General features: G+C 57.7%; 23 protein-coding genes and 1 pseudogene. 5 read left to right on the top strand and 19 right to left on the bottom strand.

Annotation, left to right across the window (positions count from 1 at the left end):
* Positions 1-885 precede the first annotated feature (885 nt).
* From EOB36_RS08575 to EOB36_RS08565, 3 genes are all read right to left on the bottom strand, one after another.
* Positions 886-2,199: a HAMP domain-containing sensor histidine kinase gene (locus EOB36_RS08575; protein WP_164897478.1), complete on the bottom strand. Its 1,314-nt coding sequence runs from the start codon at positions 2,197-2,199 to the stop codon at positions 886-888.
* Between the two features lie 14 nt (positions 2,200-2,213).
* Entirely contained in the window at positions 2,214-2,873 is a 660-nt protein-coding gene (locus EOB36_RS08570) for a response regulator transcription factor (protein WP_128284659.1), read from the bottom strand.
* Between the two features lie 695 nt (positions 2,874-3,568).
* The gene (locus EOB36_RS08565) at positions 3,569-4,120 is read right to left on the bottom strand and encodes a response regulator transcription factor (protein WP_245467684.1); all 552 of its coding nucleotides are present in this window, start codon (positions 4,118-4,120) and stop codon (positions 3,569-3,571) included.
* 158 nt (positions 4,121-4,278) lie between these two features.
* Here EOB36_RS08565 and EOB36_RS08560 point away from each other — a divergent pair, with 158 nt between their 5' ends.
* Both EOB36_RS08560 and EOB36_RS08555 read left to right on the top strand, forming a co-directional pair.
* Positions 4,279-4,692, top strand: a complete 414-nt coding sequence (locus EOB36_RS08560; protein ID WP_128284658.1) for a hypothetical protein — start codon at positions 4,279-4,281, stop codon at positions 4,690-4,692.
* A 180-nt stretch (positions 4,693-4,872) separates the two neighbouring features.
* The gene (locus EOB36_RS08555) at positions 4,873-5,994 is read left to right on the top strand and encodes a DUF418 domain-containing protein (RefSeq protein WP_128284657.1); all 1,122 of its coding nucleotides are present in this window, start codon (positions 4,873-4,875) and stop codon (positions 5,992-5,994) included.
* An 803-nt stretch (positions 5,995-6,797) separates the two neighbouring features.
* Here the strand turns inward: EOB36_RS08555 and EOB36_RS34980 are convergent.
* Positions 6,798-7,014 (bottom strand): annotated as a pseudogene (locus EOB36_RS34980) (transposase); the annotation flags it as partial.
* 524 nt (positions 7,015-7,538) lie between these two features.
* Here EOB36_RS34980 and EOB36_RS08550 point away from each other — a divergent pair.
* Positions 7,539-7,751: a cold-shock protein gene (locus tag EOB36_RS08550; protein ID WP_008874821.1), complete on the top strand. Its 213-nt coding sequence runs from the start codon at positions 7,539-7,541 to the stop codon at positions 7,749-7,751.
* Positions 7,752-7,980: 229 nt separating this feature from the next.
* On the opposite strand, the gene EOB36_RS08545 is transcribed toward EOB36_RS08550, so the two are convergent.
* The 6 genes from EOB36_RS08545 to EOB36_RS34325 form a co-directional block, all read right to left on the bottom strand.
* Positions 7,981-8,451, bottom strand: coding sequence for a MucR family transcriptional regulator (locus EOB36_RS08545; protein ID WP_128284656.1), 471 nt, complete (start codon positions 8,449-8,451; stop codon positions 7,981-7,983).
* Positions 8,452-8,918: 467 nt separating this feature from the next.
* Complete coding sequence (locus EOB36_RS08540; protein WP_245467682.1) at positions 8,919-9,452, bottom strand: tetratricopeptide repeat protein; 534 nt, start codon at positions 9,450-9,452, stop codon at positions 8,919-8,921.
* Between the two features lie 53 nt (positions 9,453-9,505).
* Positions 9,506-11,569 (bottom strand): type III secretion system export apparatus subunit SctV, encoded by a 2,064-nt coding sequence (gene sctV, locus EOB36_RS08535; RefSeq protein ID WP_128284655.1) that lies wholly within the window; start codon positions 11,567-11,569, stop codon positions 9,506-9,508.
* Between the two features lie 232 nt (positions 11,570-11,801).
* A complete protein-coding gene (locus EOB36_RS08530; protein ID WP_095486051.1) occupies positions 11,802-12,692 on the bottom strand; it encodes a hypothetical protein in 891 nt (296 codons plus the stop codon).
* A 116-nt stretch (positions 12,693-12,808) separates the two neighbouring features.
* A complete protein-coding gene (locus EOB36_RS34975) occupies positions 12,809-13,051 on the bottom strand; it encodes a nodulation protein NopA (protein ID WP_224570034.1) in 243 nt (80 codons plus the stop codon).
* A 72-nt stretch (positions 13,052-13,123) separates the two neighbouring features.
* Positions 13,124-13,453, bottom strand: a complete 330-nt coding sequence (locus EOB36_RS34325; RefSeq protein ID WP_091595908.1) for a hypothetical protein — start codon at positions 13,451-13,453, stop codon at positions 13,124-13,126.
* A 1,351-nt stretch (positions 13,454-14,804) separates the two neighbouring features.
* Here EOB36_RS34325 and EOB36_RS08515 point away from each other — a divergent pair.
* Complete coding sequence (locus EOB36_RS08515; protein ID WP_245329901.1) at positions 14,805-16,919, top strand: hypothetical protein; 2,115 nt, start codon at positions 14,805-14,807, stop codon at positions 16,917-16,919.
* A 542-nt stretch (positions 16,920-17,461) separates the two neighbouring features.
* On the opposite strand, the gene EOB36_RS08510 is transcribed toward EOB36_RS08515, so the two are convergent.
* The 9 genes from EOB36_RS08510 to sctL form a co-directional block, all read right to left on the bottom strand.
* Complete coding sequence (locus EOB36_RS08510) at positions 17,462-18,265, bottom strand: hypothetical protein (RefSeq protein WP_024505378.1); 804 nt, start codon at positions 18,263-18,265, stop codon at positions 17,462-17,464.
* Between the two features lie 356 nt (positions 18,266-18,621).
* Positions 18,622-19,659 (bottom strand): EscU/YscU/HrcU family type III secretion system export apparatus switch protein, encoded by a 1,038-nt coding sequence (locus tag EOB36_RS08505; protein WP_029354843.1) that lies wholly within the window; start codon positions 19,657-19,659, stop codon positions 18,622-18,624.
* Positions 19,656-20,474, bottom strand: coding sequence for a type III secretion system export apparatus subunit SctT (gene sctT, locus EOB36_RS08500; RefSeq protein WP_126105038.1), 819 nt, complete (start codon positions 20,472-20,474; stop codon positions 19,656-19,658). Before sctT ends, EOB36_RS08505 begins: the two co-directional genes overlap by 4 nt.
* 7 nt (positions 20,475-20,481) lie before the next feature.
* Entirely contained in the window at positions 20,482-20,757 is a 276-nt protein-coding gene (locus EOB36_RS08495) for an EscS/YscS/HrcS family type III secretion system export apparatus protein (RefSeq protein ID WP_024505375.1), read from the bottom strand.
* 2 nt (positions 20,758-20,759) lie between these two features.
* A complete protein-coding gene (gene sctR / locus EOB36_RS08490; RefSeq protein WP_095486053.1) occupies positions 20,760-21,425 on the bottom strand; it encodes a type III secretion system export apparatus subunit SctR in 666 nt (221 codons plus the stop codon).
* Complete coding sequence (sctQ, locus tag EOB36_RS08485) at positions 21,418-22,446, bottom strand: type III secretion system cytoplasmic ring protein SctQ (protein WP_095486054.1); 1,029 nt, start codon at positions 22,444-22,446, stop codon at positions 21,418-21,420. Before sctQ ends, sctR begins: the two co-directional genes overlap by 8 nt.
* 89 nt (positions 22,447-22,535) lie before the next feature.
* Positions 22,536-23,048 carry a hypothetical protein gene (locus tag EOB36_RS08480; protein ID WP_095486055.1) on the bottom strand — a complete coding sequence of 171 codons (513 nt, stop codon included), beginning with the start codon at positions 23,046-23,048 and terminating at the stop codon, positions 22,536-22,538.
* Entirely contained in the window at positions 23,024-24,382 is a 1,359-nt protein-coding gene (gene sctN / locus EOB36_RS08475) for a type III secretion system ATPase SctN (protein ID WP_024505372.1), read from the bottom strand. Before sctN ends, EOB36_RS08480 begins: the two co-directional genes overlap by 25 nt.
* Positions 24,379-25,002 carry a type III secretion system stator protein SctL gene (sctL, locus tag EOB36_RS08470; RefSeq protein ID WP_091595841.1) on the bottom strand — a complete coding sequence of 208 codons (624 nt, stop codon included), beginning with the start codon at positions 25,000-25,002 and terminating at the stop codon, positions 24,379-24,381. The genes sctN and sctL overlap by 4 nt, the downstream gene beginning before the upstream one ends.
* 170 nt (positions 25,003-25,172) lie before the next feature.
* Between sctL and EOB36_RS35710 the strand changes: the two genes are divergently transcribed.
* On the top strand, positions 25,173-25,394 hold the full coding sequence (locus tag EOB36_RS35710) for a hypothetical protein (protein ID WP_029354860.1): 222 nt from the start codon (positions 25,173-25,175) through the stop codon (positions 25,392-25,394).
* The last annotated feature ends 92 nt before the right edge of the window (positions 25,395-25,486 follow it).

Raw genomic sequence — 25,486 nt, 5'->3', positions numbered from 1 at the left:
CTGCTTTGGCCTTGTCAGCAGCCTGAGCATAAAGCGTGCTCAGCTTTCAGGGCGAGCCTCTTTCATGTTGATAGCATCTGTCGTCATTCAGGATCGCCCCATTTTCGCATGCCGCTTGCAGCTTTCAGGCTGTTGTCAGCCAGGGCCGCCATAAAGGGTCTCGTTTAACGACATTCGGGAGGCTTCATGACTCGACCACATTAATTTCGGGCGGTTCGCCGGCGCTCCGAATGGCACTTAACACCAGATCCTCTCCAAACCCGTGATGATCCAAGAGGAAAACGAAAAATCCCTAAATCAGAAAAAAGCACCGATACGGTCGGCTCCAGGCTGATGAAATTGCGGTCTCACTGGCCACGCACGATACTTGCGATGGCGATGGCCATTGCAAAGGCCGGTCAAGCACCCAAGACGCTGACAAGCACGCCTCCGACCAAGCTCGATCGTTGGCAACCTTTCTAGCCGTATACTTGGGGCATTTTGGGACGGCCACCCGGACGCCGATTAAAACCTGCCGGTCGTCTAAATGGAATGGTTGGTCCGGGTCCTTACTGGACCTGCGCCAACCCGATCGGGCCGGCGCACAGGGGCACCCAGACAATTGGACACGTCGCCTTTGCGCGGCGGCTTGCACTTTCTCGGATGGCCTTTTTTCTCCCCGGGCGAAATCGAGCGAGCGGTGAGGCGGAGCCTTCGATTTTGCCGATCATGTCGTGTCGCTTCGATCGAACTGCCCAGACGATGATAGCGGCATTGTTGCCGCGGCCGAAATGCGTTGTGTGAAATACGATTTCTACGCCGTATACATACTGCCGTACAGTTCGCCATGTCAGCAGCCTTGCCAGCAATCCGCCCTGTGCCCAACTGTCGTCGAATTCACCGGTGTCATTGAGGAATTCGTATGATCGCCTCGAAACCATCATTGCGACCGCGGGCGGGCGACGCAAGCTCTAGACTGCCACCGATCCGCTGGATAACCATGTTAGCGATATGTAGACCAAGGCCTGAGCCCGCAGCAGGAGTAGCACCACGACTAAATCGCTTTGTAAGCCCTTCGAGGTCGGGGAGGGGCACCACCGGTCCGGCGTTTGCAATAGCGATGGTTCCATCAGTTTGGACGGAAACGGTTGTCGGAACAGTGGCCAGTCCATGTATCAGCGCATTCTCGATCAGGTTACGAAGGAGGATCCCAAACGCATCGACATTCACTTTGCGCATCAAAGTGGGGCAGCCGGCGACGTTAAGACGCAGGCGTCCGGCATATTGCGGCTTTTTCCCCAGGTCCTCACATTCTAGCCGAACTGATCGGACAAGATCGATCGCGTGATCCGCCATGCCAGTCCCCGATTCAGCTCGAGCGAGCTGAAGCACTTTTTCGACAAGGTGGCCAAGGCTCGACAGCGCTTTCTCGATGCCGCGCGCACGAATTTTGGCCGAGCCCTGGGGAAGATCGGCCACTAGTCTCTGCATCTGAGCGAGTGAACCTGCGATAGGCGTGCGCAGTTCATGTGCACTGTTTGCGGCGAACTCGCGTTCGGCATCAAGAGCCGTCCGGAGTCGTTCGAGAAGCCGATCGACGGAACCCGCGATAGGAGCCAGTTCTGCCGGGAGATCGCTCAAGCCCATGGGCGAGAGATTGCCGCCGTCGCGCGATCCGATCTCTTGTCGCAGTACTTCGATGGGCCGCAGCGACCGTCGGATCACCACCCACCAGACAGCTATACCGACAGGCAGGAGAGTGATTATCAGAAGTAAGACAGAAATTACGCCTAGCTCGACGGTCTGACGGCGGAGCTCGAGTGGTTGGGCCACGTCCAGAAAAACGTCGGGTTGGATCTCCAGTGTATAGACGCGTTCAGTGGCGGTTTGCCAAAACCCTTCGACCCGTGGAGCATTAGCCAACGGCTTCGGCAACACCTCACCCCAAGACATAAGCACGCGCCCGTCACGTGTGCGAATCTGCTCCCGGTGCACCCAATATCCGTCGAAACTGTGCGCAGGGCCAGGCATGCAACTGGGAGGCCATTTCTCTTTCAGAGCATGAATCAGCGCCGGCTCGATGTGGTTGGCACCCAGCACCAGCGATTCGTCGGAGAGGCGGTTGACAGCTTCGCTCAGGCTGAGCCCAACAATGGTGAGGACGGAAACCCAAACCAGGAGCGTTGCGCCGCTTAGCCATAGGATAAGCTTTCGCGTCATGCTGCGCGAGCTCGTCATCTGACCACGAGCCTGTACCCGGAGCCACGTACGGTTGCTATTCTATCCCCGCCGATTTTCTTGCGGAGCCGGCTGACATAAACCTCCACTGTGTTGCTCTCGAACTCCGAATTGAATGAATAAAGCGCGTCCTCGATCTTCCCCTTTGAAACGACCGCTCCAGGCTGGCGCAGAAGGCAGTCGAGCACCGCCCATTCGCGTCCAGTCAGGTAGACCTCCTGCCCGTCGCGGGAGAGGCGTCGCTCGGCTGCCTGTATGGAAAGCGTCCCAACGGACAATAGCGGCTCCGGAAAATGCCCATTGCGACGTGCCACTGCATGGATGCGCGCTGAGAGTTCCCCGAGATCGAACGGCTTGACCAAATAGTCGTCGGCTCCAGCGTTGAGCCCGTCGATGCGATCCGAGATCAGATCGCGGGCCGTCAGGATGATGACTGGTGTCGAATCAAGCCGCTTGATCAGCTCCCGCAGGTAGTCGATGCCATTGCCGTCTGGCAGGTGAATGTCGAGAAGGGTAAGTTCGTAGCGGGCCACAGCTGCATGATCCCGCGCGTCGGACAGGTCCTTGGCCCAGTCGACCGCGTGTCCACCAGCCACCATATGATCGCGCACAGCACTTCCAAGGTCGTTGTCGTCTTCAATGAGCAGTATTCGCATCAGGCTGCCGAGCTCCGGTATGAGGGCAAGGCTCCTGCCTTATTGGTCGAAGCTGACAGTAGGCTGAACCGGCGGCAGCGAATATCTGGGGGCTTTCAGGCTGCTGTCAGCTACAATTGCAAGAAGGGGTCGTTAACAAAGCCAAACGAAGAGGCCTTATGAAACCCCTCCTGATCTCGGCACTTTTGCTCAATGTGACCACCGGCGGCTGTACACTGGTTGGCGGGCATTCGACGTGGCGGTCAACGAATGGCAACCGCGCCACGCGTTAATGTCCAGGCTTGAAACTGACAGGTGTCTTAAATACGAGGGCACCGTAGCGGGTGCCTCCAGCTATCGAACAGTGCCTTGCAGGTCAGAAGTGCACTTTGACCATAGAGGTCGTCCGTATTTTCGGCGCTCGCGAACAGAGTCGACGGTCAATCGATGCGCCACTGCCAGAGTCTGGAACGGTCAAGTGTTTGTTATCCCCCGTCCGGGCCATATTCTCTGCCGAGGACCAAGAAGGCCCTATTTTCGGTGCCCACGAACAGAGCCAACGGTCAATCTGCGCCACTGCCAGGGTCTGGAACGGTCAAGTGTTTGTGATTCCCTGTCCCGGAGGTGTTCTCTGCCGAGAACCAAGTGATCCTCAGCGTGAGGCTGTCGATCTCGGCCCGAATCCGTTGGGTGCGTTGATAGAGCTTGCCTGCTGATCACGCGCCTAAAAAAAGCGCGTCCACGATCTTCCCTTTTGAAACGACCGTGCAGGCCTGGGGCAGACGGTAGTCGAGCACCGCCCATCCGCGTCGAGTCAGATAGACCTCCTGCCAGTCGACGAAGAGGCGTCGCTCGGCTTCCTGTATGGAGCGCGTCCCAAAGGAAAATAGCGGCTCCGGAAAATTTCCATGGCGACGTGCCACTGCATGGATACGCGCTGAGAGTTCCCCCAGATCGAACGGCTTGACCAAAGAGTCGTCGGCTCCAGCGTTGAAGCCCTCGATGCGATGCGAAATCCGATCGCAGGCTGTCAGAATGATGACCGGTGCCGAATCAAGTTCCTTGATCAGCTCCCGCAGATAGTCGATCCCATTGCCGTCCGGCAGGTGAACGTCGAGCAAAATAAGATCGTAGCCGACCACAGCTGCATAATCGCGCGCTTCGGACAGGTTCTTGGCCCAGTCGACCGCGTGGCCACCAGCCACCAAATGATCGTGCACAGCACTTCCAAGGTCCTTATCGTCTTCAGTGAGCAGTATTCGCATCATGCTGCCGAGCTCCGGTATGAGGGCAAGGCTCCCATCTTATTGGTCGAAGCTGACAATAGGCTGAACCGGCGGCAGCGAATTATCTGGGGGCTTTCAGGCTGCTGTCAGCTACAACTTGCAAGAAAGGGGTCGTTAACAAAGCCAAACGAAGAGCCCCTATGAAACCCGTCCTGACCTCGGCACTTTTGCTCAATGTGACCCCCGGCGGCTGCATCAGCAAATTGATTTGGGAAACAGGCGCGCCGGTTCTAACGACCGACGCAGGCGGAGGTCTGGAACAGCTGGACCAGCGAACGGCGTCTTCGGTTTTTCAGGCAACAGCCACATGGAAGAATATGATTGGCTCGACCATGCGCCGAGCTTTGTCGAACGGATTGGTCGCGGGCGCACCACCACAGATTATGGCAGGTTTAAGCCCTGGCCTTGACACCCGGGGTGATCGTCACCGGCGGAGCCGCGGCGTACTGATCGGATATCCAACGTCGCTGAGTCTCTCGTCGGTGCAGTGGATCTCTCGGCTCAGCCATCATGCAAAAACGACGGTTCCGCGACACCACTTTTCAGGTCCGTGACACAGGCTTTGTGAGCCGATCTGTTGTTCTTACCCCAGGCTAATAGCTGAACAGCTCTGTCGCCGGCTCGATGCGCCAGATGGCGCGATGTTTTGAACCCCTTCACGAGGCGACGGCAGCAGCCGACCGGCTCTCCTATCGCGGCTCCCGCGATCCACACACCCAACAAGGGAATCTACCATGGTAATGAAGGCACCGGTTGCCGACGCTAGGAATGGGTCGGTAGTAGATCGGCTGGTCGGCATCGACCTCGCTCGGGGCCTGGCTGTCTTCGGGATGTATGCCGCCCATCTCGGTCCCGACCCCGGCGAAGGAGGACTAGTCGGGTTTCTGATGGAACTAACCCATGGGCGATCGTCCGCCCTGTTTGCCGTATTGGCCGGTTATTCAATCCTCCTGATTACAGGTAGCAAGGCGCCGAAGTCGGGGATAGCCGGTAGACAGGCCATCGCCAGAGTCGCAATTCGTGCCCTTGTTTTGCTCGCGCTTGGCTCAATCCTGGGCTGCCTCGGTACCCCGGTCGAAGTCATCCTAGAATACTACGGAATTTGCTTCTTGTTGGTATTGCCGCTCCATCGGCTCAGCGCATATCAGCTGGGCTTGATCGCTGCCGCCACGGCATTAGTTCTCCCGCAAGTCCGTTCCTCCCTTCTGTCGGTTGCCCCCAACCTCCTCGACCCGGTCTTCAACCTCATGGTCAACGGCTACTATCCCGCGGTGACCTGGGTTCCTTTCCTCATCGCTGGCATGGCCATCGCGCGCCTTAATCTTAATACGCTAGCAGCGCATTGGCGCCTTGGTCTGGCGGGGGTCGCGCTGGCCGTGTTGGGCCATGGGGGATCCTTGCTCGCGCTGAGTTCCCGCGCTTTGACTGAAACCTCCTTGTGGTGGTCTGACGTTGACGGCGTTTTTGAGCCTTCCAAGTCGTCATTGATAGTCAAGTCGTCATGGATAGCCGCACCTCATAGCGAAACGACGCTTTCGATCGTGGGCAGCACCGGTTGCGCAATGATCATCTTGGCGGCTTGCATGCTCGCTGTGGATGCGCTCCCGCGTCTGCGAAAGCTGGTCTGGCCAATAATCGCAGTCGGCTCGATGTCTTTGACGGCCTATGTGCTGCACATTGCGGGAATGGCCTATCTTATGAAGATAAACATTTTCAAAGAAGAGAGCCTGTCCATGCTCTTTGGCTTCGTTGTGGTTATCAGCACTTTTGCGGTGCTTTGGCTGCGCGTCTTCCAGCGAGGACCGATGGAAGTGCTGATGGGTAGGATCGCAGATCTCGCGCGTCACATCCGCTGAGCACCGCCGCGCCCCGGCCTCCCGATCACATTACGGACAAAAAAGGTGGGGTTTTGTCCAAGCTTGTTCGCGGCAGGGGAGGGTACTTCCTCCCACCCTGCCGCCTTGTTGATGGAAGCTAAAACGGTCGCGCAGGCGCTAGAGTTGGCATCGGCATAATGAGCTTAAACTCGCGAAGTTAAACCCTCGGTTGGTCTATGTCGGCCCGCCTCACCTGAAAGGCTAAGGTATCCGTTTCGGTCAAGGGTTTAGGGGCCATTTTCGCTGCGCCTTGAGGAGAGCGTTTGCTAGGATGAGGAGCTTTCGCAACAAGATGGTGACCTTTGCGGGTTTGCCTGCCGCCTTTAGCGCCTGGTATTTTGCCTTGAGGTCGGGGTTGAAGCGCAGGGCGAAGGCCGGGCATGTAGAGGGCCTGGCGAACATTGGCCCGGCCGCCCCGGATGAAGGCGCGGCCGCTCCATTTTGCCGAGGCCGGCGAGGCTTGCGGCCTTTGGTTCCGAGTTCCGGCATGTCGATGGTGAGTGTGCAGGCGGTGGCATCCGAGGCGCCATATGCTGGTCGGGATTTCGCGGCGCTGGACAGCGTCGGGATCGGCTTTCATGAGGGTAAGCATCGTCTGATCGATATCGCTGAGTTCACGTGGATCTGCTCCAGCCACTCGTTGTTGTGGCGCCTGAGCAAGGCAAGCGGTCAAGGTCTTGGCTCTGGTGCTGGCTGCGGTGCGATCCCCGCACGGGCCAGGTGCCGATCGTGTCGACGATCCACCTCGCCGCGACCAGAGAGCTGCTACTCTCTTCCGCTGTTCATTCTGGCCTCTTCGCAATGAATGTCATAAAATCACCTGTGGCAATTAATGGTTTTTGATTTGGCTCCAACAGCTGGCAGATATCGCCGAGAGTTCCGCAGAGAGCGTCGAAAGTCTTGGCCGCCTTCTTCCGCAGCCGCGCCTTGAGTTTTGAGCAGACCTGTCTTGATCGGGTTGAGATCGGGCGAGCATGGCGGCAGGATCAGGAGCCAGTGCCCCTTGGCCAACCAGTGGGCGGCGCGTCACTTGCCGACAATCTGGGGTTCCGAACCCGACAGTTGGTTTTCAACCCGACAGTGGCCCGCCTCAGAGCAGGCTACCACCCTTCGGAGCAGGCAGAAGCTAATCGAGGTTCGCGGGTTCCGGTTTGAGTGTGCAGGTCGCTGCGCGCCTGATCTTTCGGTCTGGCGGCACATGACAAAAACCCTCATTTTGGCCGACGATACCCGGTCAGGAGCGGGTATCGCAGTCGAGAAGCGACCCGAGCACGTCCACAAGATGTGCCGAGTTTGCAAGGTGGGTCATTGTTTCTGTCGACGTTCGAGCGACAGCGCACGACGAAACGTCTGGCATACGCCTCGTCTGGCACGCGCCTCGCATATGTTGCAGTTGCTGCTGGAGATCAGGCGATCGAGTGGGCCTTGCAATTTTCCGATTTTGCTGCGCCTAAAGTCTCGTGTACAAATCAGGCTGGCGTGAATGGCCTGCCTAAGTTGCGACTTATTACAAAGGAATGGATATGGCGACTGGAACGGTGAAGTGGTTCAACAGCACGAAGGGTTTTGGTTTTATTCAGCCTGACAACGGCGGTCAGGATGTCTTTGTCCACATTTCCGCTGTTGAACGAGCGGGCCTGTCGACCCTTAATGAGGGCCAGAAGATCAACTACGAGGTGGAACAGGATCGCCGCACGGGAAAGTCCTCTGCAGGCAGCCTCAGCAAGGCTGGCTAACGGTCCGGGAAAGCCTTGGCAAGGTTTCGTCATCGCCGGAACGCATTGACGGCTCGAAACCCGGGCCGGAGCATGCAAGTTAATGCCGCGGCAGGGATTGCTGGAGCCATCATGAATTACTCTGGAAATGAGGCTCTTGGACGGGAAAGGCGGGGCTCATCCCCGCCCTTTGATTCCGCGCAGATTGGGCCTACGGCTGCTGCGCGTCCGAACGACTGTTGATACGGATTTAGGCTGCGACCTTCTTGCGGGTCCGTTTCGCCGGCGCCGGGGCGGGGGCTTCCGGCTCTTTCGGTTTGCGGCCGAGTCCCATGGTCTTGGCCAAGGCGGAGCGCGCAGCGGCGTAATTCGGCGCCACCATGGGATAATCCGACGGCAGACCCCATTTGGCGCGATATTCGTCTGGGGTCAGACCATAGTGCGTCGCCAGATGGCGCTTTAGCGATTTGAATTTCTTGCCGTCTTCAAGGCTAATGATGTAGTCCGGTTCGATCGACTTTTTGATCGGGACAGCAGGTTTTTTCACAGGCACAGGCTCTTCTGCCGGTATTAGTCTGGCCGTGCCTTTTAGAGCCCCGTGCACTTGGGCGATCAGGGCAGGAAGCTCCCCCGCCGGGACGGGGTTGTTGGAGACGTAGGCTGATACAACATCGGCAGTGAGCTCGATGAGGATGTCGGTGTTGTGGGCTTCTTCTGTCATAAACTTCTCCGGGCAGCTTGAAACACAGTCGGGCGAAGTGTCGCTACATAGTGGCGGTTGCCGCTGAAAGCAAATGGATCGACGGGTGCGCTGCTCCCCACCATTGAAGTCTCGGGGACGTATCCCGTCATCGTCCATCGGCCTAGAGGCAGCGTATTGCATTATGGGAGCGGTCGCGCCTGCCCCAAGTTAGAGGCAGGCATTCGCGCGCGAATTAATCAAATCCATCCTGAGCGTATCTCGCGTGGCAACCACGAAGGCGCTCTGGCAACGAAGCGAGGCGGATTGCCTTGCGGGTGGCCGAGAGATGTCATCCGGCTCTCCTGCCGACCTCTGCCGGCCAGATCTGGAGCAACAGCTTTGCGCAGATATGGCTCTCTTCAGAGGCCATCTATGATGGGAGCCGAGCGCGCCTTCGAGCCGGGGAATAGGCTGCACATGCGCTGTGCCCACCTATTGCGATCGTGCTAACCTTGGCTGTTCGGACTTGCCGTTAAGGCAAGCGACAGATTGAAGTTATGCTGCACCATCTGATTCCCTGGCTCGGTTTCGAGAGCTCGCCGATACAGGGCCTGTGCCGCGTCATGCCGCCCCTCAATGTCCAAGATCACGCCCTTCGCATTCAATGCACGTACGTTTGCTGGGGCTGCAACCAAGACGCTGTCGAGCACCTCAACCGCTTGGTGCGGGCGCTTCTGGGCCACCAAGGCTTTTGTAAGCCGTATCGCCGCATCGACATTGTCCGGGTGCTGCTTCACCTCATCCCGCAAAGCCCGCTCTTGAACATCCTGACCAACTTCGCGCAAAATGCGTTCGCGCATAGCCGGATCGATTTGATCGGCGCTGAGCAACTCTGGGGAAGATGTCTCCTGTACGGAAAGAGCGGGCTTTTGCCAGCTGGAGCAACCGCCCAAAGGCAGAATGGCGAGTACGGCAAAAAGAAGTGAGTTCCGGCGCAGAAACATAGGCGATGGAGAAACTGTATTACTAACAAATTTCATATTATCTCTCGGTTATGAGGGAGGCGCGTGGCGTTCAGTTAGGAAAGGTGGAACTACTCTAACAATCCGCTGTTCGATCCGTGCGGGAGTTTGACGGATCCTGCGGGGCGAATTGTAAAGTCGGAGGCGAGGTCTTGATAAGACAGCACGGCGAGATCGATCCCGTTTCGCGTCAGAAAGCCGCGGACGAAACGTCGGACATCCATTGACGTCAACAGAATAGGGCGGGTTTGACCCGGTTCTGCGTTCGAAAGGACCTGACGTATCTGTGATAGCATCGCTTCGCTTTGCCGATCCTCCAGTGCGAGATAGGGGCCTGCATCCGAATCTCGAACCGCGCCACGCATCACATCCTCGCTCTCGCGCTCGACGACCAAGGCGGACACGATGCCCTCCGTGTTGGCATGGCGGTGGCAGATCTGTCGCTTCAAACCAGAACGGACATATTCCGTCAGCAGGGCAACGTTTTGCTCACGCTCGCTCCATTCGGCCAATGCCTCCAACACGAGACGGGTGTGGCGGATTGGGATACCTTCCTCCAGGAGGCGGCGCAGAACATCGGCAATCCGAGGAATCGGCGTCGTGCGTAGCACCTCTTTCACAAGCTCAGAATATTCCTGCTCCATTCGGCCCAGGAAATGTCGGGTCTCTTGGATGCCCACCAATCGCGGTGCGTAGCGGGTCAACGCTGCATGGGCGCGCAAGGCGAGGAGTTCGCCGGGAGCCCTATGCTCCGTGCCGGCGCCCGTAAGGGCCTTTGCAGGGGTATGTTCAACCGGGAGTCTGTCCGTTTTCGGCTCACGTCTAAGGGGGACACCGCTCGAGTCGACGTGCGCTACATCGGCTCGGAGCGTCATCTGGTTTGGATCTAAGGCGTCCTGTTCGACTGGCACGCCCTCGACATCAATCCGGAATTGCGATGCAGGCAGCTGCTCGTCAACCAAGACAGGGATGCGAGGAACGATAATGCCCAGATCGGCTGTGACCAGGAGCGAAACGCGCCCAATATGTTTTTGCAATTCGGCTTGATCGACCGCCTGCATAAGATCTGGCGCTAGAAAAAATGCGATCGGGAATTCCTTCGCAGGCGCGGCTTGCTTAGGCTCCGCTGCAGTTCCACCTTTCGCATCGGCAGTGCCGGCGCCCAGCACATCAGCCTTGACAATGCTTACCGCAGCGAACACTGCGGCCAGCATCAGAAAGACGGGGAGGGGAAACCCAGGAACGAACCCCATTACAACCAGGACGCCGGCCGCCAGTCGCAAGGCTCGAGTGCTGGCCGTGAGCTGACTGACCATTTCGGTACCGAGGTTGATCCTCGCCGTCCCAGTCACACGGGTGACGATGGTCGCCGCAGTAATGGAGAGCAGAAGGGCCGGAATCTGCGATATCAATGCATCGCCTATCGTCAGCAGAGTATAGTGATGCAGTACCTCGCCGAAGGACATGCCCTTGGAGAGCAGGCCGATCGAAATTCCACCCAGCATGTTGATGCAGATAACCACCAGCCCGGCGATGGAATCGCCCTTCACAAATTTCATCGCGCCGTCCATCGCGCCATAGAGTTGGCTTTCCTTCTCCAATTCGGCGCGCCGCCGGCGGGATTCGTTGGCATCGATGTGGCCGTTGCGTAGCTCTGCGTCGACCGCCATTTGCTTGCCCGGCAGAGCATCCAGCGTGAAACGCGCCGCCACTTCTGCCACCCGTTCGGCACCCTTCGCGAGGACCATGAATTGCACCATGGTGACGACCAGAAATATGACGAAACCCACCACGATATTGCCTGAAATGACGAAATCGCCAAAAGTATGAATAATGCTGCCGGCCTCCCCCTCGGCCAGGATCAGTCGCGTCGTTGCGACCGTGAGCGCGAGACGGAATACAGTGGAAATCAAAATAACGCCGGGCAAAGAGGAAAAATCAAGTGGAGTACTGACATACAGGGCAACCATCATCAGCAGTATGGCCAACCCCATATTGAATCCTATCAGGGCGTCGACCACCACGACCGGGATAGGCATGACCATCATCGCGACAGCCAGAAGCAGCATCAACGCAACCATTAAATCCGGGCTGGCCGGCGCACGCTTGATGAAGTCACGCAGGACGTTGGCCATCGAGACACCTTTGCAATCGGTTGAGACTTACTCTGCTGTTACGCCATGAAACGTGGCTTTCGAACTCCGAAGGCGCCTCAGCCTTGGCCAGCGCGTGACCCTGCATGAGAGCCACAAGCAGGCGCGAAATGGCTGGGCAGCAAATGTTTCCAACGCAGCCAGCTTGTCAGCACCGAGCGCGACAGGATGTTTGGCTGGCCATAGAGTGCTGCTTGATGGGGCCTGCGAGCTTTCAATATTGGAGAGCAGCAATGCGGCCATTCCTGCTCAGCAGCACACGGCTGTCCTCAATACGATCGACCACCCATCCATCAGCCAAAATGGCGCCGACAAAATACTTCTCGCTGTCGATGACAATATATGGTTGGACCCCATGCCACACAGCTTCGACCGCGATTGCGGATGGCGCCTTCTCCTCTTTGATGAGCACTCCGTTCACCAGTGTTAGAGTACCCTTGGTGCGACGATCGAACGATTGCTGAAGCTTCTGCCAGCTGATGACCGATTCAGACGTGACGGTGCCTTCGGCGGTCACAACACCCTTTGCCGACCCAATCTTGACGTCGAGAAGACCCGCTCGATCGACTTCCTCCTGCAGCTCTTGGGCCGCTGCCTCCGTAAGTTCATTGTCAGCGCGGTGACTGATCGTTCTGGACGCGACTTCAGCCCGAAGTGAATTGGGGCTCGATCCACTTGCATCGCCAAGATAGGAGATCGTGCCTGAAAGCGCGCCGATCCCGAGTGAGCTGATTATGACCATGGCGAGCACACCGATCGGTAGGCGCGGTATGCCGGTCGAACCAGGCGGCTCTGCATCCTGCACGGACAAAGCAATGGACATCTCGCCTACGAGCAGGACGACAGGAAGGGGCACAACAACGGACTGGCCTGCGGCGATATTCCGGTTGCCCTCGATACTGAGTCCGGGTGCAAGCGCCTCGAGTTCGATCGACTTGCCAAGAAGAGTTACACGAAGATGATGCGGTGCCAGTCCTTGCTCGACAAAGACCAAATCGGCATCGAAGCCGCTGCCGATTAAACACGTTTGAAGATCCGTCTTGCCGGTCAGTCCGCAATAGAGCCCCGAAAGCACTTCGAAACGGAGGGAAACGGCGTCATCCACAGAGCATCTCTCAAACAGGATAGAAGCCGCATGGCAATTGCCATGCGGCTCATTTCGGGACTACGTCGCGTCAATAAGGAGACGCGCTAGGGGCAGTCTAAAAGCCGCTTCCGACATTACGAAACGCGTTCGTCGGCGGCCTTCTTGATGGTCTGGAGATTGGTCGTTAGAGTGCGCAACTGGACACTCCTTTTCGTCGCCTCCAAGCTAACATTGGTTAGTTCCTGCACTTGCGCCTGAAAAGCAGTAGCATCAGCTCCGCTTGTATTGCCGGGAGTGCCACTGTTAGTTTTATCGGTATTGCCGGCGCTACTGGTATTGGTATTGCCTGATTTTTTATTATTATCAACTGCAGCCATGATCATTCCTTTTTCTGTTGGAGTTGTGCCGTCAATAACGGCCTGTATGACCTCACGCCGGATTTTCCCGCGTCAGGCATCTTCTGTGTCATCCAAAGCTTCATCGGCCTCAGCCATCGCATCGTTCGCGAATTGGAACGCGAACGATCGCAGGATACTTTGGAAGGCTTCACTTTGTGCTGCAGACTGTGAGTTGTCTTGAAGTTGATCATTTGAAACGGTCCGGTTATCCGCCCGATCGTTCCCGCCAGCTGGCTTGCCATCATTCCCACCAGCTGGCTTGCCATCATTGCCACCAGCCGGCTTGCCATCACCAGAATGCTCGGATTTCGAATCCCCATGGCCCTTTCGGATCAAGGAAGTCCCGAGGTTGCCAACTCCACTCCCAATTGCTGCTATCATCAGGTACTCCGGCATTTGCCATTGGCGGCGACGTGTTAAAGGTTAACCTCGATCAAGCTAAGGGCGGGAGCTTTCGAGAACCTGACGGCTTTTGACAAAAACCGGCCAGCGCAAAAACGTATGCTCTGCAGGATGTTGCTCTCGCATCGAACAGTCGACCACGATCTCGGCTGTTCGGCCAATCCCGCCGTCCACGCATGCCGCGACCGAATGGCAGCCGCAGCAGCTCGTTTGAATCCTCGATGCTGTGGTGTCGAACAGGAGACACGGTCCACGTGCTGCATGACCGCAATGACCGTATTCTTGCTGGCTCCACGGGCGCACGCAACGAGCAGGAACTCGGTCTTTGCATCACCATTCTCTCGCCTGCACATCACGGCCCGGCGCGGTGAGCTCATTGGCTTCGAGAAGGTCGGCGACCGTACGAACATGGGATGGTCTGCCGGCTTTGGGAGGCCGGTGCGGATCCTCTTCTCACCATATCGAAAGCTTGAAGCGGTCGGATTTTCTTGCCCTGTTCGTGAGAACTCCCATCGTCAGCTAATCGTCAGCCAAGCGGTCTATCTAGGCCGGCCGTGCCTGACCTTCGGATCCAAAGGTCCCGTCTCGACACTTTTTGTAACTATAGATCGAAATGGTTTCCCGCGCGATACGCAACGCACACGCTTCTCTGAAGCAAATGTGTGACTTTGTCGGTGGCGAACGAGAGGAGTGACGCCTCAATAAAATCGTCAGGCACGTGTCTAGGAAGGGGAGCTAGCCGAGTTGGTCTGATTTCATTCGCTGTTCCTGGAAATCGGCGGACTGAAGCGCTGATAATCTCAGGACATCGATGGCAACGTTGCGAAAGTCCTGTGAGCTCGGGCCAATCTTGGCCTGCTACTGAGAAGCACTTTGGCGGGAACATTACGCCGTCGCGGGTCTGGCTGACCGTGACGTTAACCGAAAGATGCCGCTGGTCTCGTCAGCCGCCAGCACAATAGCAGCACATTCTCGCCTACTACGGAGACGCAATATGAAGGGCATTGGCCGACCACGGAAATCGCAGGCTGAAACTGGAGCCAGCCGCGCGGGGCGGGCGAGCAGTTCCCTTTCGCAATCAAGTCTTGCTGCGGGAGAAGGTGGACAGTCATTCGATTCCGTTGTGGAGCAGATGCGCTCTGGGGACGCCGATAGGAGGCCCTCCTCCCTTCCAGTTGCGCGCGGTCCAGGCGATGCCCGCGAAAGTCTGCCAGGCGCCTCGATTGGCGAAGATCAAATCCTGAACGCACCGCCACGTGGAGCCGCTGCGCCACCACGCGGAACCGTAGCGCCACGTGGCGCAGCCGCAAGGCGGCGCGGTTCTCCCTCCATGTCTGAGGGCGAAGCCATGGCGCCGGTCGGTAGCCAACTATCAACCGCGCAGGTGGAAGGCACCAGCTCATCGTCAAATCAAGATATCAGTCCGACACAGCTCAGAATGAACAGTCTTGTTCAACAACTGACTGATTGCGAGGCTGCGGCCAGGAAAACCGACGTCCCCGAGGAGGCGGTGGAGCTGATCAGTCGGGTCGTCGATGCAGCCTCAGCAATTCTGGAGTACCGCGCTAGCCTGCCTGCGGCTGAGGCGCAGACAATTATGCCAGACGACAAGGTGCGTAGATGTTGCCAGATCGTGTGCGACGCCGCGAATGAAGTAGACAAACTTGGCCTGTCGACGATCACGAAATTGGACAAAAAGACCAAGAAAGCGGCAGGTATGGTCGATAAACTCTACTCCTACTCCCAGGCGGACCGGCAGGAGCTGTTGATTTTAAATGTGGAGAACCACCATACGGCGGCAATTAAGTGGTGGGAAAAAAAGGCATGGCGCTCCGAACGGCAGCGATCCGCCTGCGCTGCCACCGCTAGCCTATCCAGTGGAACGCCCGTGATGCGGGAAGCCGAGCGGTGCGCACTGCGGCTGCGTGCCGGCTCGGTACTGAGTGTCAGGATCTGGCTGGTCCGTGAGCGGATCGGTCTTGCGCGGGCCAAGATTGAACTGCGGGCGAGCAGGTTCGAGCCAGATTTGAAGGAACTCCTCGTCGGTCGAAATGGAGTGGTGCAGCTGATGGCAAGCGCCGTTCAAGAAGCTCTTCGCGCCCTCTCTTTGGCGAAGGGCATAATGGATGATGGCAAAGCACTCAACGCTCATGATTGCGCGGTTGTAGAAAAAATCATGGAGCGGCTTTCGGATTTTGGATTGGCGTTGCACGAGGTGCATACCAAGCTAAGCCATACCTACCCAGATGCCGGCCTCCCATTGAAACTGTTCGAACGGATCGTGGACGATGCATGGATCACTGCGCACGATGCCATGCACTTGTTGAACCTGCAGTCTCCGCCGTCAGCCATCATGGCGCCACAGGCCCAGGCGGGCGCTGCGATGCCGGCCAGGGCAGGCGCTGCGATACCGGCTGACACTGCTGGTACGGCTGCAGTGTCAGAAGGCACTACAGCGCGAAGGAAAGGGAAGTCAAAGCATAAGTCGGCAGCTCGCGCCGGGACTTCTGCCGCCGGGCAGCCATCAACACCAGTCGCTGCGAACGCCGGCACAGTGCCAGCAGCCAAGGTTCTCGCGCGCTCGGATCAAGTTGCGAGTACACAGGTGAGAGCGCAAGAGGTGGCTGCGAGTTCGTCGGGGGCAGGCTCGACAATCGGGGGCGCCGCGTTGTCAATGGAGGTATTGACGGAGCGGCTCAAACGATTGGACGAACTTTTGCAGTTCGATCTGGCCGGTCAGCAAAGCGTCGTCTCCCAAGTGCGCCAGATGAAGCCTGAGGAGGCCGGTAAGGTCGTGGACGATGTGGCCCAGTACCTGCGAGCCCAGGCCATTGAGATGCAAACCTGTCTCGCCGGGTTGCAGGGGCGTAATGTACGCCTGCTACTCACCTCCACCCAGCTACCCAAAGTGCACGAACGCACAGACCAGCTCAAAGGGTTGCTGAACATGGTGCTGGGACAGGCCAACGCATTGAATGAAGGAAAAGCCGGCATTACGACTGATTGCATGAAGACCTACGCATTTCCGGCGCAAAAATACCTGGAACATTTGTGCAATGCCGACGAATTGATGCCGCCGGAGGCACCGGTCGCGCTGCGTGGCGAGCCAGGAAAGCTGTTTGAGATGAAGCTGCAGCCCAAGATGCTGGTCAATGGTGCGATGCCGAGCCCGATGTGGGTGCACATCCACACGAGTCGCCCCGTCATGGCCAGAAACTTGGAAGGGCTGGCTGATTCCGAATTCACCGCTTGCCACGTTAAATCCAACGAACAGCGCGGCTACAATCGAGAGCGAGAGGAAGCCGATGCTAGGTCCGGTCGCGAGAAGGTCATAATTCATCGCGGCAAACTCACCCCCGCTTTCTGTAAGTCCTTGTTGACCTCGGGGCTTGGCCGCCAACCACGCCATTCGCGTGCCGAGCTCCCGTCGGCGCAGGCTGCATGACAGGGCACGTACTTTGGGGTCTAGGGCAGAATGCGGCCGGCCACGCTGTGAGTCAGCGAGCATTTCTCCTGGCCAAACCGCGAATGCCGCTGCGCGAGTTGCGGTCCGGCGATTGGAGTCGATCGGCTACCGTCAGGGCCGATTTGCGATGTCGCGTTACCTGCTGTTGACGTGGCGGCGTATCTTGCCTCCCATCCAACTTATCGCCGAGATCGCGCCGCCAAGATCGAGGCGGAAGGTCTTCCTGCGAGCGCGGAGCAGGCATAGCCGATCCGATCGGGATCGGCGCATCGCAACGACCCAACGGTGTGGTGGAGAAAATTGGATTCGGGAGAGCTCGTATCCAAGAGGCGGAGTTCCGGCCCGAATACAATCCGCTCGCAAGCACCCACGATGCGCATCCGCAGTTTATTGTCTGGGAGATGGGCTGGATTGCTCGGCGGCGCTGGCGCTAAGGCGGGGCTGTCGCCGGACAATTAGCATTCACTGCCAACAGCCTTGCAACCGTCACCAGTTGCAAGGCTCGGCGGCGGGTCGACAAATCACATGAAATCGTCGTCGGACCCGCTATCGCTGCTGTCGCTGTCCTCGGTTTTGTGGAGATAGAGTGGAGGTTTGCCTGCACGCTGCCACTCACCGGCACTGTTCTTCGTCCATTTGTCGGGATGCTGCGTAGGGTCAAGCACCAGGTCGCCATGATCCACTTCAACAAACCCCATCGTCTGCGCGCGCGCTTGTGCTTCCGGATTAGCCGCACGCCAATTCAGCAACGGTCGGTCGCCGTCTATCCGAAGTTGATGCTCCAGCAGAATATCGCCCGCATTTTCGACGAGCGGATGGGCGACTTGAAGATCCACTATGGAAGTGACCTCAGTTCGACCAGGAAATTGTTCCCGCCAACTTTCCGATTCGAACTCGTTCATGCTGAATCCGCCTTCCATTCTCAGCAGTCCGGCACTCCGGTCTCCCAATTGGTAACTGAAATATCGCGCGTGCTCCGTATCTCGACGGATGCCATATTGCTGAGCAACGTCCGCGGTGCGCCTGGCTCGTGACGATACGAACTCCGAATACTCTTGAGGATTGTCGGCGATGTGCGTGATTTCATCACCATGAAATTGCCTCACCTGTCTCCTGAAGGAAGTCCTGTTGATCTCCACCACAGGAGGTCGGGAATTGAGGGAGTATGCTTGGGGAGCCGCCGATGATGAGGCGCCGCTACCTTCCGATCCGGATAAGTGCATTCGGGCAAATGTGTCCGCGAACCCTTCGCTTCCTGCATCCGATTGCTCGCCGGCATTGTGCGCGCGGTAACTATCGGATGAGCCACCAATTCGACCATACATGACGATTCGTACTCCTATGTTTCGCAACCGAGCTCAAGTTAGCACGGCTGTTCAACATAGGGCGCTTAGTTGACGACTAGCTGACGAGGGCATTCCAACGGCTGCACCAATCAAATCCGCACTGCCGGCCTCAAAACCTCGGACTGCGCCACGCACCGGCCAGCAGAGGCTGAAAGGTCATGCCCGGAGGACTTGCCGTAGTTGCTGGGTGGCAGATCCGAGGGGAGTGATTGCCCCAGGCCCGCGGTTGCGCGGTTGGCCTGACAGAGACACTGGGGCACGGATGGCCAGCCGACATTTGCCACTAGCATGGAACCAGGTCAGTTTTGAACTGGGCAGTCGTGGACTTCCAATGACTAGGCCAAGCCTGCGGCAAAGAATGCTTTCGCGACAGGCTGGAAATATTGCATAGGAACCGCGTGGCCGAGTTTTGTAGTGCTTATCAGCTGACGCGCTAAGACATGGTCATGGACGATCGTCAGGCGTAGTGCCCGCGCCTCACTCAACACATGTGAAACGCGCTCACCTTCGGCACGGCAAACTAAGAACGGCACCCCGGTTTCACCGCGAACGTAACGCAGACCGATCAGGACCGCCCTTCCTGTTAAGACCAGCGTGGCGCGATGCACGCCAAGCGCAGGCTCGTCGGCCGCCTCCTCGCGGATGCGACGCTGTTCACCTTTCAACTCTGGCGCTCCTTGCTGATCCTTCGACTCGCGCGTCACTTCGGTATTGGTCATGCGCATTTCGCGCAGATACAACGCGCGCTGGAGCAGGAGATCGATCAGTCCGCCGACCAGCAGTGCGCCGGCGCCAATTCCCATCAGCAATTTTGTCTCCATAAAGATGAGGCCAACACAGCCCATGCCGCAGATCGGCAGAGGGACCATTGTCTTCCACATCCCGAGAAGGACAATGGAAAAGGTTGCGCTGAGAACCAATACCTTGAACATGGTCTTGCAGACTTCGACCATGGAACGAGCAGACCCCAAGCGCTTCAGCCCTTCAAAGGGGTCAATTTTCTTAAAGCTGAGCTTCATCGGCTCCAGAGAGAAGACAAATCCACCATTGGCTAGCAGGCTGGCCAAAATCACCGCGGCGACGAGGGTTCCAAGCAGCGGGCCAACAGCCGCGACGGTGAGTTGGACGAGCACAACCAATGCCTGCGGCACCGCGGTATCGAAAGGTAGGCTCTGCAACTTGGTGGCTAATAGGAGCGCTTCCCGGCATTTGTCCTCGATCACGCTGCCTCTTAGCCAAAGGTAGCCGAGCCCAGCGCAAGTCCCGACCGCGCGGACGAAATCGGAGCTACGTGGCAGCTGTCCTTTTTTGCGCGCTTCACTTAACTTCTTCGGGCTGGCGGCGTGTGTCTTCTCTTCACTTGTGTCGCTCATGGCAGCAATTTGTCGAACCACTCCAGCACGCCGTTGGCACGTGTGACCTCCAGTTTCATGCTCTCCACCAGATAGGCAGCGTAGGTGACCATGAGAACTGGAAAGACAATGTTCTTGATTGCCGGAGACAGTTGGCTCGCCTTAAATTGCGGGGCAAAGCGACGCAGCAGCATCATCGATATATCAATCAGTATCAGGAAGAACACGACAGGCCCCGATACCAATAATGCCGTGCGCATTATGCTGTCGAGAAGCCCCAACAACTCCATTGCTCCTGGCCCGCTCAGTGTCGGGTGAAACTGATACACCGGCCAAATCAAGTAGCTGCGGTACAGGACACTGATCAAAGTTTCCAGGCCTCCTGATCCGACGAATATGGCAATCGCAGTGATCCCCAGAAAAACGCCCATCGCGGAAGCCTGACTGTTCGTCGCGGGATCGGCCGAAGCGGTCGGGCTGCTGATGCCGCGTTGGTTGTCGATAAGCTCCCCGGCAGCCTGAAGGCCCCAAAGCGGAATGCCAAGAAAAGTGCCAAGGAGTACACCGACAAAAACTTCCTTGAATCCGAGCAGGGTTAGCTGGATCAGGCGTGTATCAGAATCCAGCGCCGGCAATCCGCCGCTGACGTGTGCCAGGCATGGTAGTGCGAAGCCAACAGCCAAACAGCCCCGGATCAGCCCACTGATCTGCGAGCGTGTGAATACGGGAAAGATCAGCATGATGCCCATCGCGCGGGCTGCCCCAAGACCTGCCGCAACGACGAGTTCGAGAGCCGTCTGGATCAGAATTTGAATATCGGCCGATAGCGCGTCCATGGGAGGACTAGTAGCTAAGTGTCATTGCGGGAAACTCGGTGAAGATCTGATCGGCTAGCTCTATGAGCGGGGCGCTTAGCACAGGAGCAAACAGCCCAATCACCGCGACAACGACCAGAAGCTTCACGGTGAGCGGCAAGCTTTCATCCTGGATCTGCGTCGCCGCCTGGAGGATGCCGATAACGAGGCCGACAACCACTGATGCAATGAGCGGCGGTAGAATCCAGATCATGAAAACCACCAGTGATTGGCTCATAAGAGTAATGATGCTGGATTCAGTGATGATCAGCCTCCCGGTAACGTATAACTCAGCACAAGCCCATGCATCAATTTTGACCAACCATCAATGGCAACAAACAAAAAGATCTTGAACGGGACAGATATAACAGTTGGTGAGACCATCGACATACCCATTGCCATCAAGATAGTTGTCACTATCAGATCTATAACAATAAAAGGCAGATAAAGTAGAAATCCCATCTCAAATCCGCGCTTCAATTCTGATAGCAAGAAAGATGGTACAAGTATTGCAAAGTCATCAGGTGTGGCTGCAGCGTGCATTTCCTCTGGCCAGACCTTTTCTGTCGAAGATAGGAAAAATCGCCGCTGCTCTTCATTTGTGAATTTCTTGAGATGCTCGCGCAAGGGCTCACTTCCGGCTTTAGCGGCGCTTACCCAGTCGTCGAATGTCTGATAGTGGAGCTTGGGATCCGACATGCGGTCATAGGTCTGCTCAGCAACGGGCGCACTAACGAACATAGTGAGGATCATCGCCGCGGCGTACAGCACCACATTGGGTGGTATGGTCTGGGTCCCGAGCGCATTGCGGACGAGGAAAAGAACAATTGATACCTTTACAAAGGCCGTTGTCGTGGCAACTGCTAAAACCAGCAGACCGAGTCCGGCGGTAACCGCAAGAAGCGCCAGGATTGTCGGCTGAGCTTCACTCATTGCATGCAAACCCGCCACGGAGCCTGATGCCCAGCTCTTCTCCGATGCGGACAATGTCGCCACGCCCGATACGCTGACCATTGGCCACTATGTCGACCGGGCCGTCGATCGGCCATCCAAGTTCAAAAATATGCCCTTCGCCGGCACTTCTTAATTCCCCAAGAGAAAAAGGCCAGCGGCCGCATTCAAAGACAAGCACGATCTCGACATCGTCGAGATCCTTAGTAAGCTCCAGTTGCGATCCGGGTTGTGTCATATGCGCACTCTCCAAAGGACACGGTCGCGGGCGGAAAGGCCCCCGCAAGATTAATTCATCGCCGTCAAGATCCGCCTCGGCGCACAACTGGCCGACAGCTAGGGTGATCTGGCCGCGGCCGAACGGCGCAATATCGGGCAACAATGCATCACCGACACATGCGCTTCGAAGAAGCGCCGCAGGAAGGCGAAGCGTGCCGACCTCTCCTGCAACAATGAGCGGGAGCTCTGGAGGCAGCCCGCCCAGCTGCCGCGGCAACTGGGCAAGCAGTTCGCCTAGCGCGCGAAACGCAGGCGGTACTAAGCCGTCAAGAGGCGTGAACAGGAATAGACGGCCCTTGCCCTTGACCGCGCCGAAAATGATGTCGAGTTCAAGATGAGGAGCCAGCATCGTGGCTTCGCATACCCGCACGAGTTGCACGTTCAGACGCGTCGTCTCCTCCAGTCGAGTGACAAGCGGCTCCAGAGCGAGTTCGAGAATTAGCGAAGCAGTTGGCTCGGAAGGGAAGGCCAAGCCGTTCTGCACTGTCGTGATGAACTCCTCTACGAGCGGGCGCGACAGTGACAAGATGACCGTTTCGGCTCCCACTCTCCAGACGCAGTCAAGCATCGGAATGGCAGCAGGTTCCTGCTGCCAGACAAGCCCTGCCGTTCGCACCGATAGCGGCACCTCGTTGATCCGGCTTTGAAACGGCGTGCGCGGCGCTCCTGTATCATTGAGCCACGAGACAACCGTGCGGGACAGTTTCAGAACTGGTTCGAACATGGCGGGTGTGACCGCAGCGCCTATCAAAGACTGCACGGTCGTGTCATTCGGACGACCTCTTGCGACCGTCGGATCCGGTTGCGCGGCATTTAGGCAAGCGACCCCCTCGCATATTTCAGCAGTATCTCATCGTCGGCCTCGATCTCGGCTGCGGCCTCCGAATGAGTCTCGACGGCGCGCCGCACGTCGTCCTCGATTTGTTGCCATTTGTCCCTTGCCGCCGAACATATGACCCATAGCTCCCTCGTCCTGGACGCCGCCATCTCAGCCTCCTCTTGAGCGATTTGGGTATCATCAAGCATCTGCCGTCTGGAATTGATCTCAGCGGCAAGCTGTTCAGTGTGAAGGCGGTGACGGTCGAGCGCTGCGCTAGACAAGTTGTCGAGTGACATCAGATGCTGATAGAGCGCTGCTTCTTTTCTTGAACAATGTTGCTGTATCATTGCAAGCTCCCTAGAGGCATTTTGTACGGCTGAGGCGGCCACATCGCGCTGGGCTTCCTTCTTGGACAGCTCGCCAAGGGCACGACGCTCTTGCATTTCCTTCAGAAGCCGTAACCTCGAAGACTGAACCCAGTTCACGCGGTCAGACGCGACATCCATGCGACCGTCTCCTCGAAATCTGACGCGTCATCTTCGCTCTGGCGCAGAAACTCCCTCAGTTCGTCGATTGACGCGACGGCCCGGTCAGTCAGGGGATCTCCACCTGGCTTGTATTCGCCAACATTGATCAAGAACTCGGTCTCGGCATAGCGCGATAGGAGCTCGCGGAAAATGGATGCTGCCTTGCGATGTGTCCCCGAAACGACTGCATCCATGACGCGGCTGCGACTCTGCAGCACATCAATAGCGGGGAAATGCGATCGCGCCGCAATAGCGCGTGAGAGGATGACATGGCCATCGAGAATACCACGCGATTCCTCGGCGATTGGATCACCCGTGCCATCACCCTCTACAAGCACCGTATAGAAGGCCGTGATTGAGCCCCGCTCACCCATGCCGGCGCGCTCGAGCAGGCCTGGCAGCATGCCAAAAACGGAAGGAGGAAAGCCCCGTCGCGTCGGCGGCTCACCCGCAGCAAGGCCTATTTCGCGCATAGCGCGGCAGAAGCGCGTCAGCGAATCCAGCATGAGAGCAACGCGTAGGCCCTGATCGCGAAAATATTCCGCGAGCGCAGTCGCCATTGGAGCGCATTGCGCACGCTCCACCGCCGAGCGGTCGGAGGTTTCAACCACGACGACCGTACGGAGAAGGCCCTCTTCACCAAGATTCCTTTCGATGAATTCACGAACTTCCCGTCCACGTTCGCCTATGAGCGCCACTATGACGACGTCAGCGGCGGCACCCTTTACGATCTGTGACAACAGCGTCGACTTGCCACCACCTGGCTCGCCATAAATCCCGATCCGCTGGCCCTCGCCGCACGTCAGCAGACCATCGAGGACACGGACCCCAAGCGGGAATGGCCGCTCAATCATGCGCCTCGTCATCGGATTGGGGGCTCTGCCATGCAGGGGCCGAGTTTCGACGGTCTTGATTTCGCCTTTGCCGTCCAATGGGCGGCAACGACTGTCGATCACGCGACCGAGCAAATCGCCGCCGACGGGCACCTCACGCATTCGGCCAGTGGCCACGACCTCTGCGCGGCTGGATAGGCCCACCAAGTCCCCGATCGGTGTCAGCAATACACCATCACCCGACAGGCCGATCACCTCGGCCTCGAGCGACAGCCCGGTTCGCGGGTCCTCTAGGAGGCAAAGTTCCCCAATACGAGTATCTGGCAAGACGGCATGAACCAGTGTGCCGATAGCCCGCGTGATCCGACCGCGCACCGCACGCGTGTCAATTCGCTTGGCCGCAGCCCTCAAAGACGAGATTGCTGGAACGAGAGCTCGAGTGTCGGCGTCAGCGTTATGTTCTGGGACGGGCTTTCTCATAGCTCGCCTTTTTCACATAGCGTCCCGAAACCAAGGCGCAGCGCGCGCATCTGGGCGTCAAGTCCCAGGTCGACATTGCCGTACTCGCTCCACAGCACGCACCGTTGCGGCGACAACGTCGGGTCGGGCTCGATCCGCACCCTTGGTCGACCATCCTGGCCGTCGCATCGAGCAAACTCTCGTGCAAGCATGTCGACTTGCATGGGAGAAACATGAAGGCAAACTTCGGCGCCGCTGTATTGACACTCTATGGCGTGACGAACAGCCCTCACCAGTAGCTCGCCCGGATCGAAAGCGCCGATAAGATCGCTCAATATTTCCATCACGAGCTGCGGCAATTCCTGCTCCAGAGCCGCCTTTCGTCGCGCGATTTCGGAGATTGTCTCCGCAATCAGCCCTGCCATCTCCTCGGTGCCTGCATTCGAGCCCTCCATGTGGCCGCGCACCCACGCCCGCTGGTAAACGGCGCGTGCCCAGTTTCGAACGCGCTGCCGATGCCGTTCTGCCGCGGCAAGCGCTTGCGCGGCGCTGTGCCAGGTTTCGAGCTCGCTCGCGGGTATCAGTGGTCCGATTGGACGCATCTGCGGCGCTATTGGCCCCTCGGAAAGTTCGGCTGTCATTTCACCGGGGTCTCTGTCTCAAAATGAGCTAGTACAAGTGAAAGCAATTGGCCGGCGGCGGTCCAATGCTCAGGTGCTGGAGTCTCCGCGGCAGTCCCCTCGGGCAACCGAAGAAGCACGCGGTTACGCTCGGTCGCTGAACTGTCCTGGAGCCAAGCCCCAAGACATGCATGTCCATCGTATTCGATTTGCTGAGCGAGTTTTTCTGGGTCCGCGATCAGTCTGTTCTCAACGGCATGCAGCAGGTGTCGGATTCCGAATGCGTGTGCATCCACGCCGATGCGTTTAACAAGGATGGCAAGCTCAGGCTGAGAGACAAACGCGACCAGCGAACGGGCATGCCAGATACTACCAGCAAGAAGGGCAGCTCGATATGGATCGTGCCCGCGTAGAAGGTCCGGCCTGCAGCCGATGTGGTTCAGATCCACGTCATAGTTGCCCAGCAATTCTGCCAGCCTTGGATGCAGTCTGGAACACTTCTGCA

Source organism: Mesorhizobium sp. M6A.T.Cr.TU.017.01.1.1, assembly GCF_004023115.1.
Lineage (GTDB): Bacteria > Pseudomonadota > Alphaproteobacteria > Rhizobiales > Rhizobiaceae > Mesorhizobium > Mesorhizobium mediterraneum.
Note: the sequence above shows the minus strand (reverse complement) of the source record. Positions and strands in the feature narration are given on the sequence as shown.

Coding starts and splice junctions, on each gene's coding strand:
- EOB36_RS08480 (WP_095486055.1), bottom strand. CDS start 23,048: ATGGATGTCGCGTCTGACCGCGTGAACTGGGTTCAGTCTTCGAGGTTA.
- EOB36_RS08510 (WP_024505378.1), bottom strand. CDS start 18,265: ATGTATGGTCGAATTGGTGGCTCATCCGATAGTTACCGCGCGCACAAT.
- EOB36_RS08555 (WP_128284657.1), top strand. CDS start 4,873: ATGGTAATGAAGGCACCGGTTGCCGACGCTAGGAATGGGTCGGTAGTA.
- EOB36_RS34325 (WP_091595908.1), bottom strand. CDS start 13,453: ATGATAGCAGCAATTGGGAGTGGAGTTGGCAACCTCGGGACTTCCTTG.
- EOB36_RS08545 (WP_128284656.1), bottom strand. CDS start 8,451: ATGACAGAAGAAGCCCACAACACCGACATCCTCATCGAGCTCACTGCC.
- sctN (WP_024505372.1), bottom strand. CDS start 24,382: ATGAGAAAGCCCGTCCCAGAACATAACGCTGACGCCGACACTCGAGCT.
- sctL (WP_091595841.1), bottom strand. CDS start 25,002: ATGACAGCCGAACTTTCCGAGGGGCCAATAGCGCCGCAGATGCGTCCA.
- EOB36_RS08505 (WP_029354843.1), bottom strand. CDS start 19,659: ATGAGCGACACAAGTGAAGAGAAGACACACGCCGCCAGCCCGAAGAAG.
- sctV (WP_128284655.1), bottom strand. CDS start 11,569: ATGGCCAACGTCCTGCGTGACTTCATCAAGCGTGCGCCGGCCAGCCCG.
- sctR (WP_095486053.1), bottom strand. CDS start 21,425: ATGAGTGAAGCTCAGCCGACAATCCTGGCGCTTCTTGCGGTTACCGCC.
- EOB36_RS08575 (WP_164897478.1), bottom strand. CDS start 2,199: ATGACGCGAAAGCTTATCCTATGGCTAAGCGGCGCAACGCTCCTGGTT.
- sctT (WP_126105038.1), bottom strand. CDS start 20,474: ATGGACGCGCTATCGGCCGATATTCAAATTCTGATCCAGACGGCTCTC.
- sctQ (WP_095486054.1), bottom strand. CDS start 22,446: ATGTTCGAACCAGTTCTGAAACTGTCCCGCACGGTTGTCTCGTGGCTC.
- EOB36_RS08560 (WP_128284658.1), top strand. CDS start 4,279: ATGAAACCCGTCCTGACCTCGGCACTTTTGCTCAATGTGACCCCCGGC.
- EOB36_RS35710 (WP_029354860.1), top strand. CDS start 25,173: ATGTCCATCGTATTCGATTTGCTGAGCGAGTTTTTCTGGGTCCGCGAT.
- EOB36_RS08570 (WP_128284659.1), bottom strand. CDS start 2,873: ATGCGAATACTGCTCATTGAAGACGACAACGACCTTGGAAGTGCTGTG.
- EOB36_RS08515 (WP_245329901.1), top strand. CDS start 14,805: ATGTCTGAGGGCGAAGCCATGGCGCCGGTCGGTAGCCAACTATCAACC.
- EOB36_RS08540 (WP_245467682.1), bottom strand. CDS start 9,452: ATGAAATTTGTTAGTAATACAGTTTCTCCATCGCCTATGTTTCTGCGC.
- EOB36_RS08565 (WP_245467684.1), bottom strand. CDS start 4,120: ATGATGCGAATACTGCTCACTGAAGACGATAAGGACCTTGGAAGTGCT.
- EOB36_RS34975 (WP_224570034.1), bottom strand. CDS start 13,051: ATGGCTGCAGTTGATAATAATAAAAAATCAGGCAATACCAATACCAGT.
- EOB36_RS08550 (WP_008874821.1), top strand. CDS start 7,539: ATGGCGACTGGAACGGTGAAGTGGTTCAACAGCACGAAGGGTTTTGGT.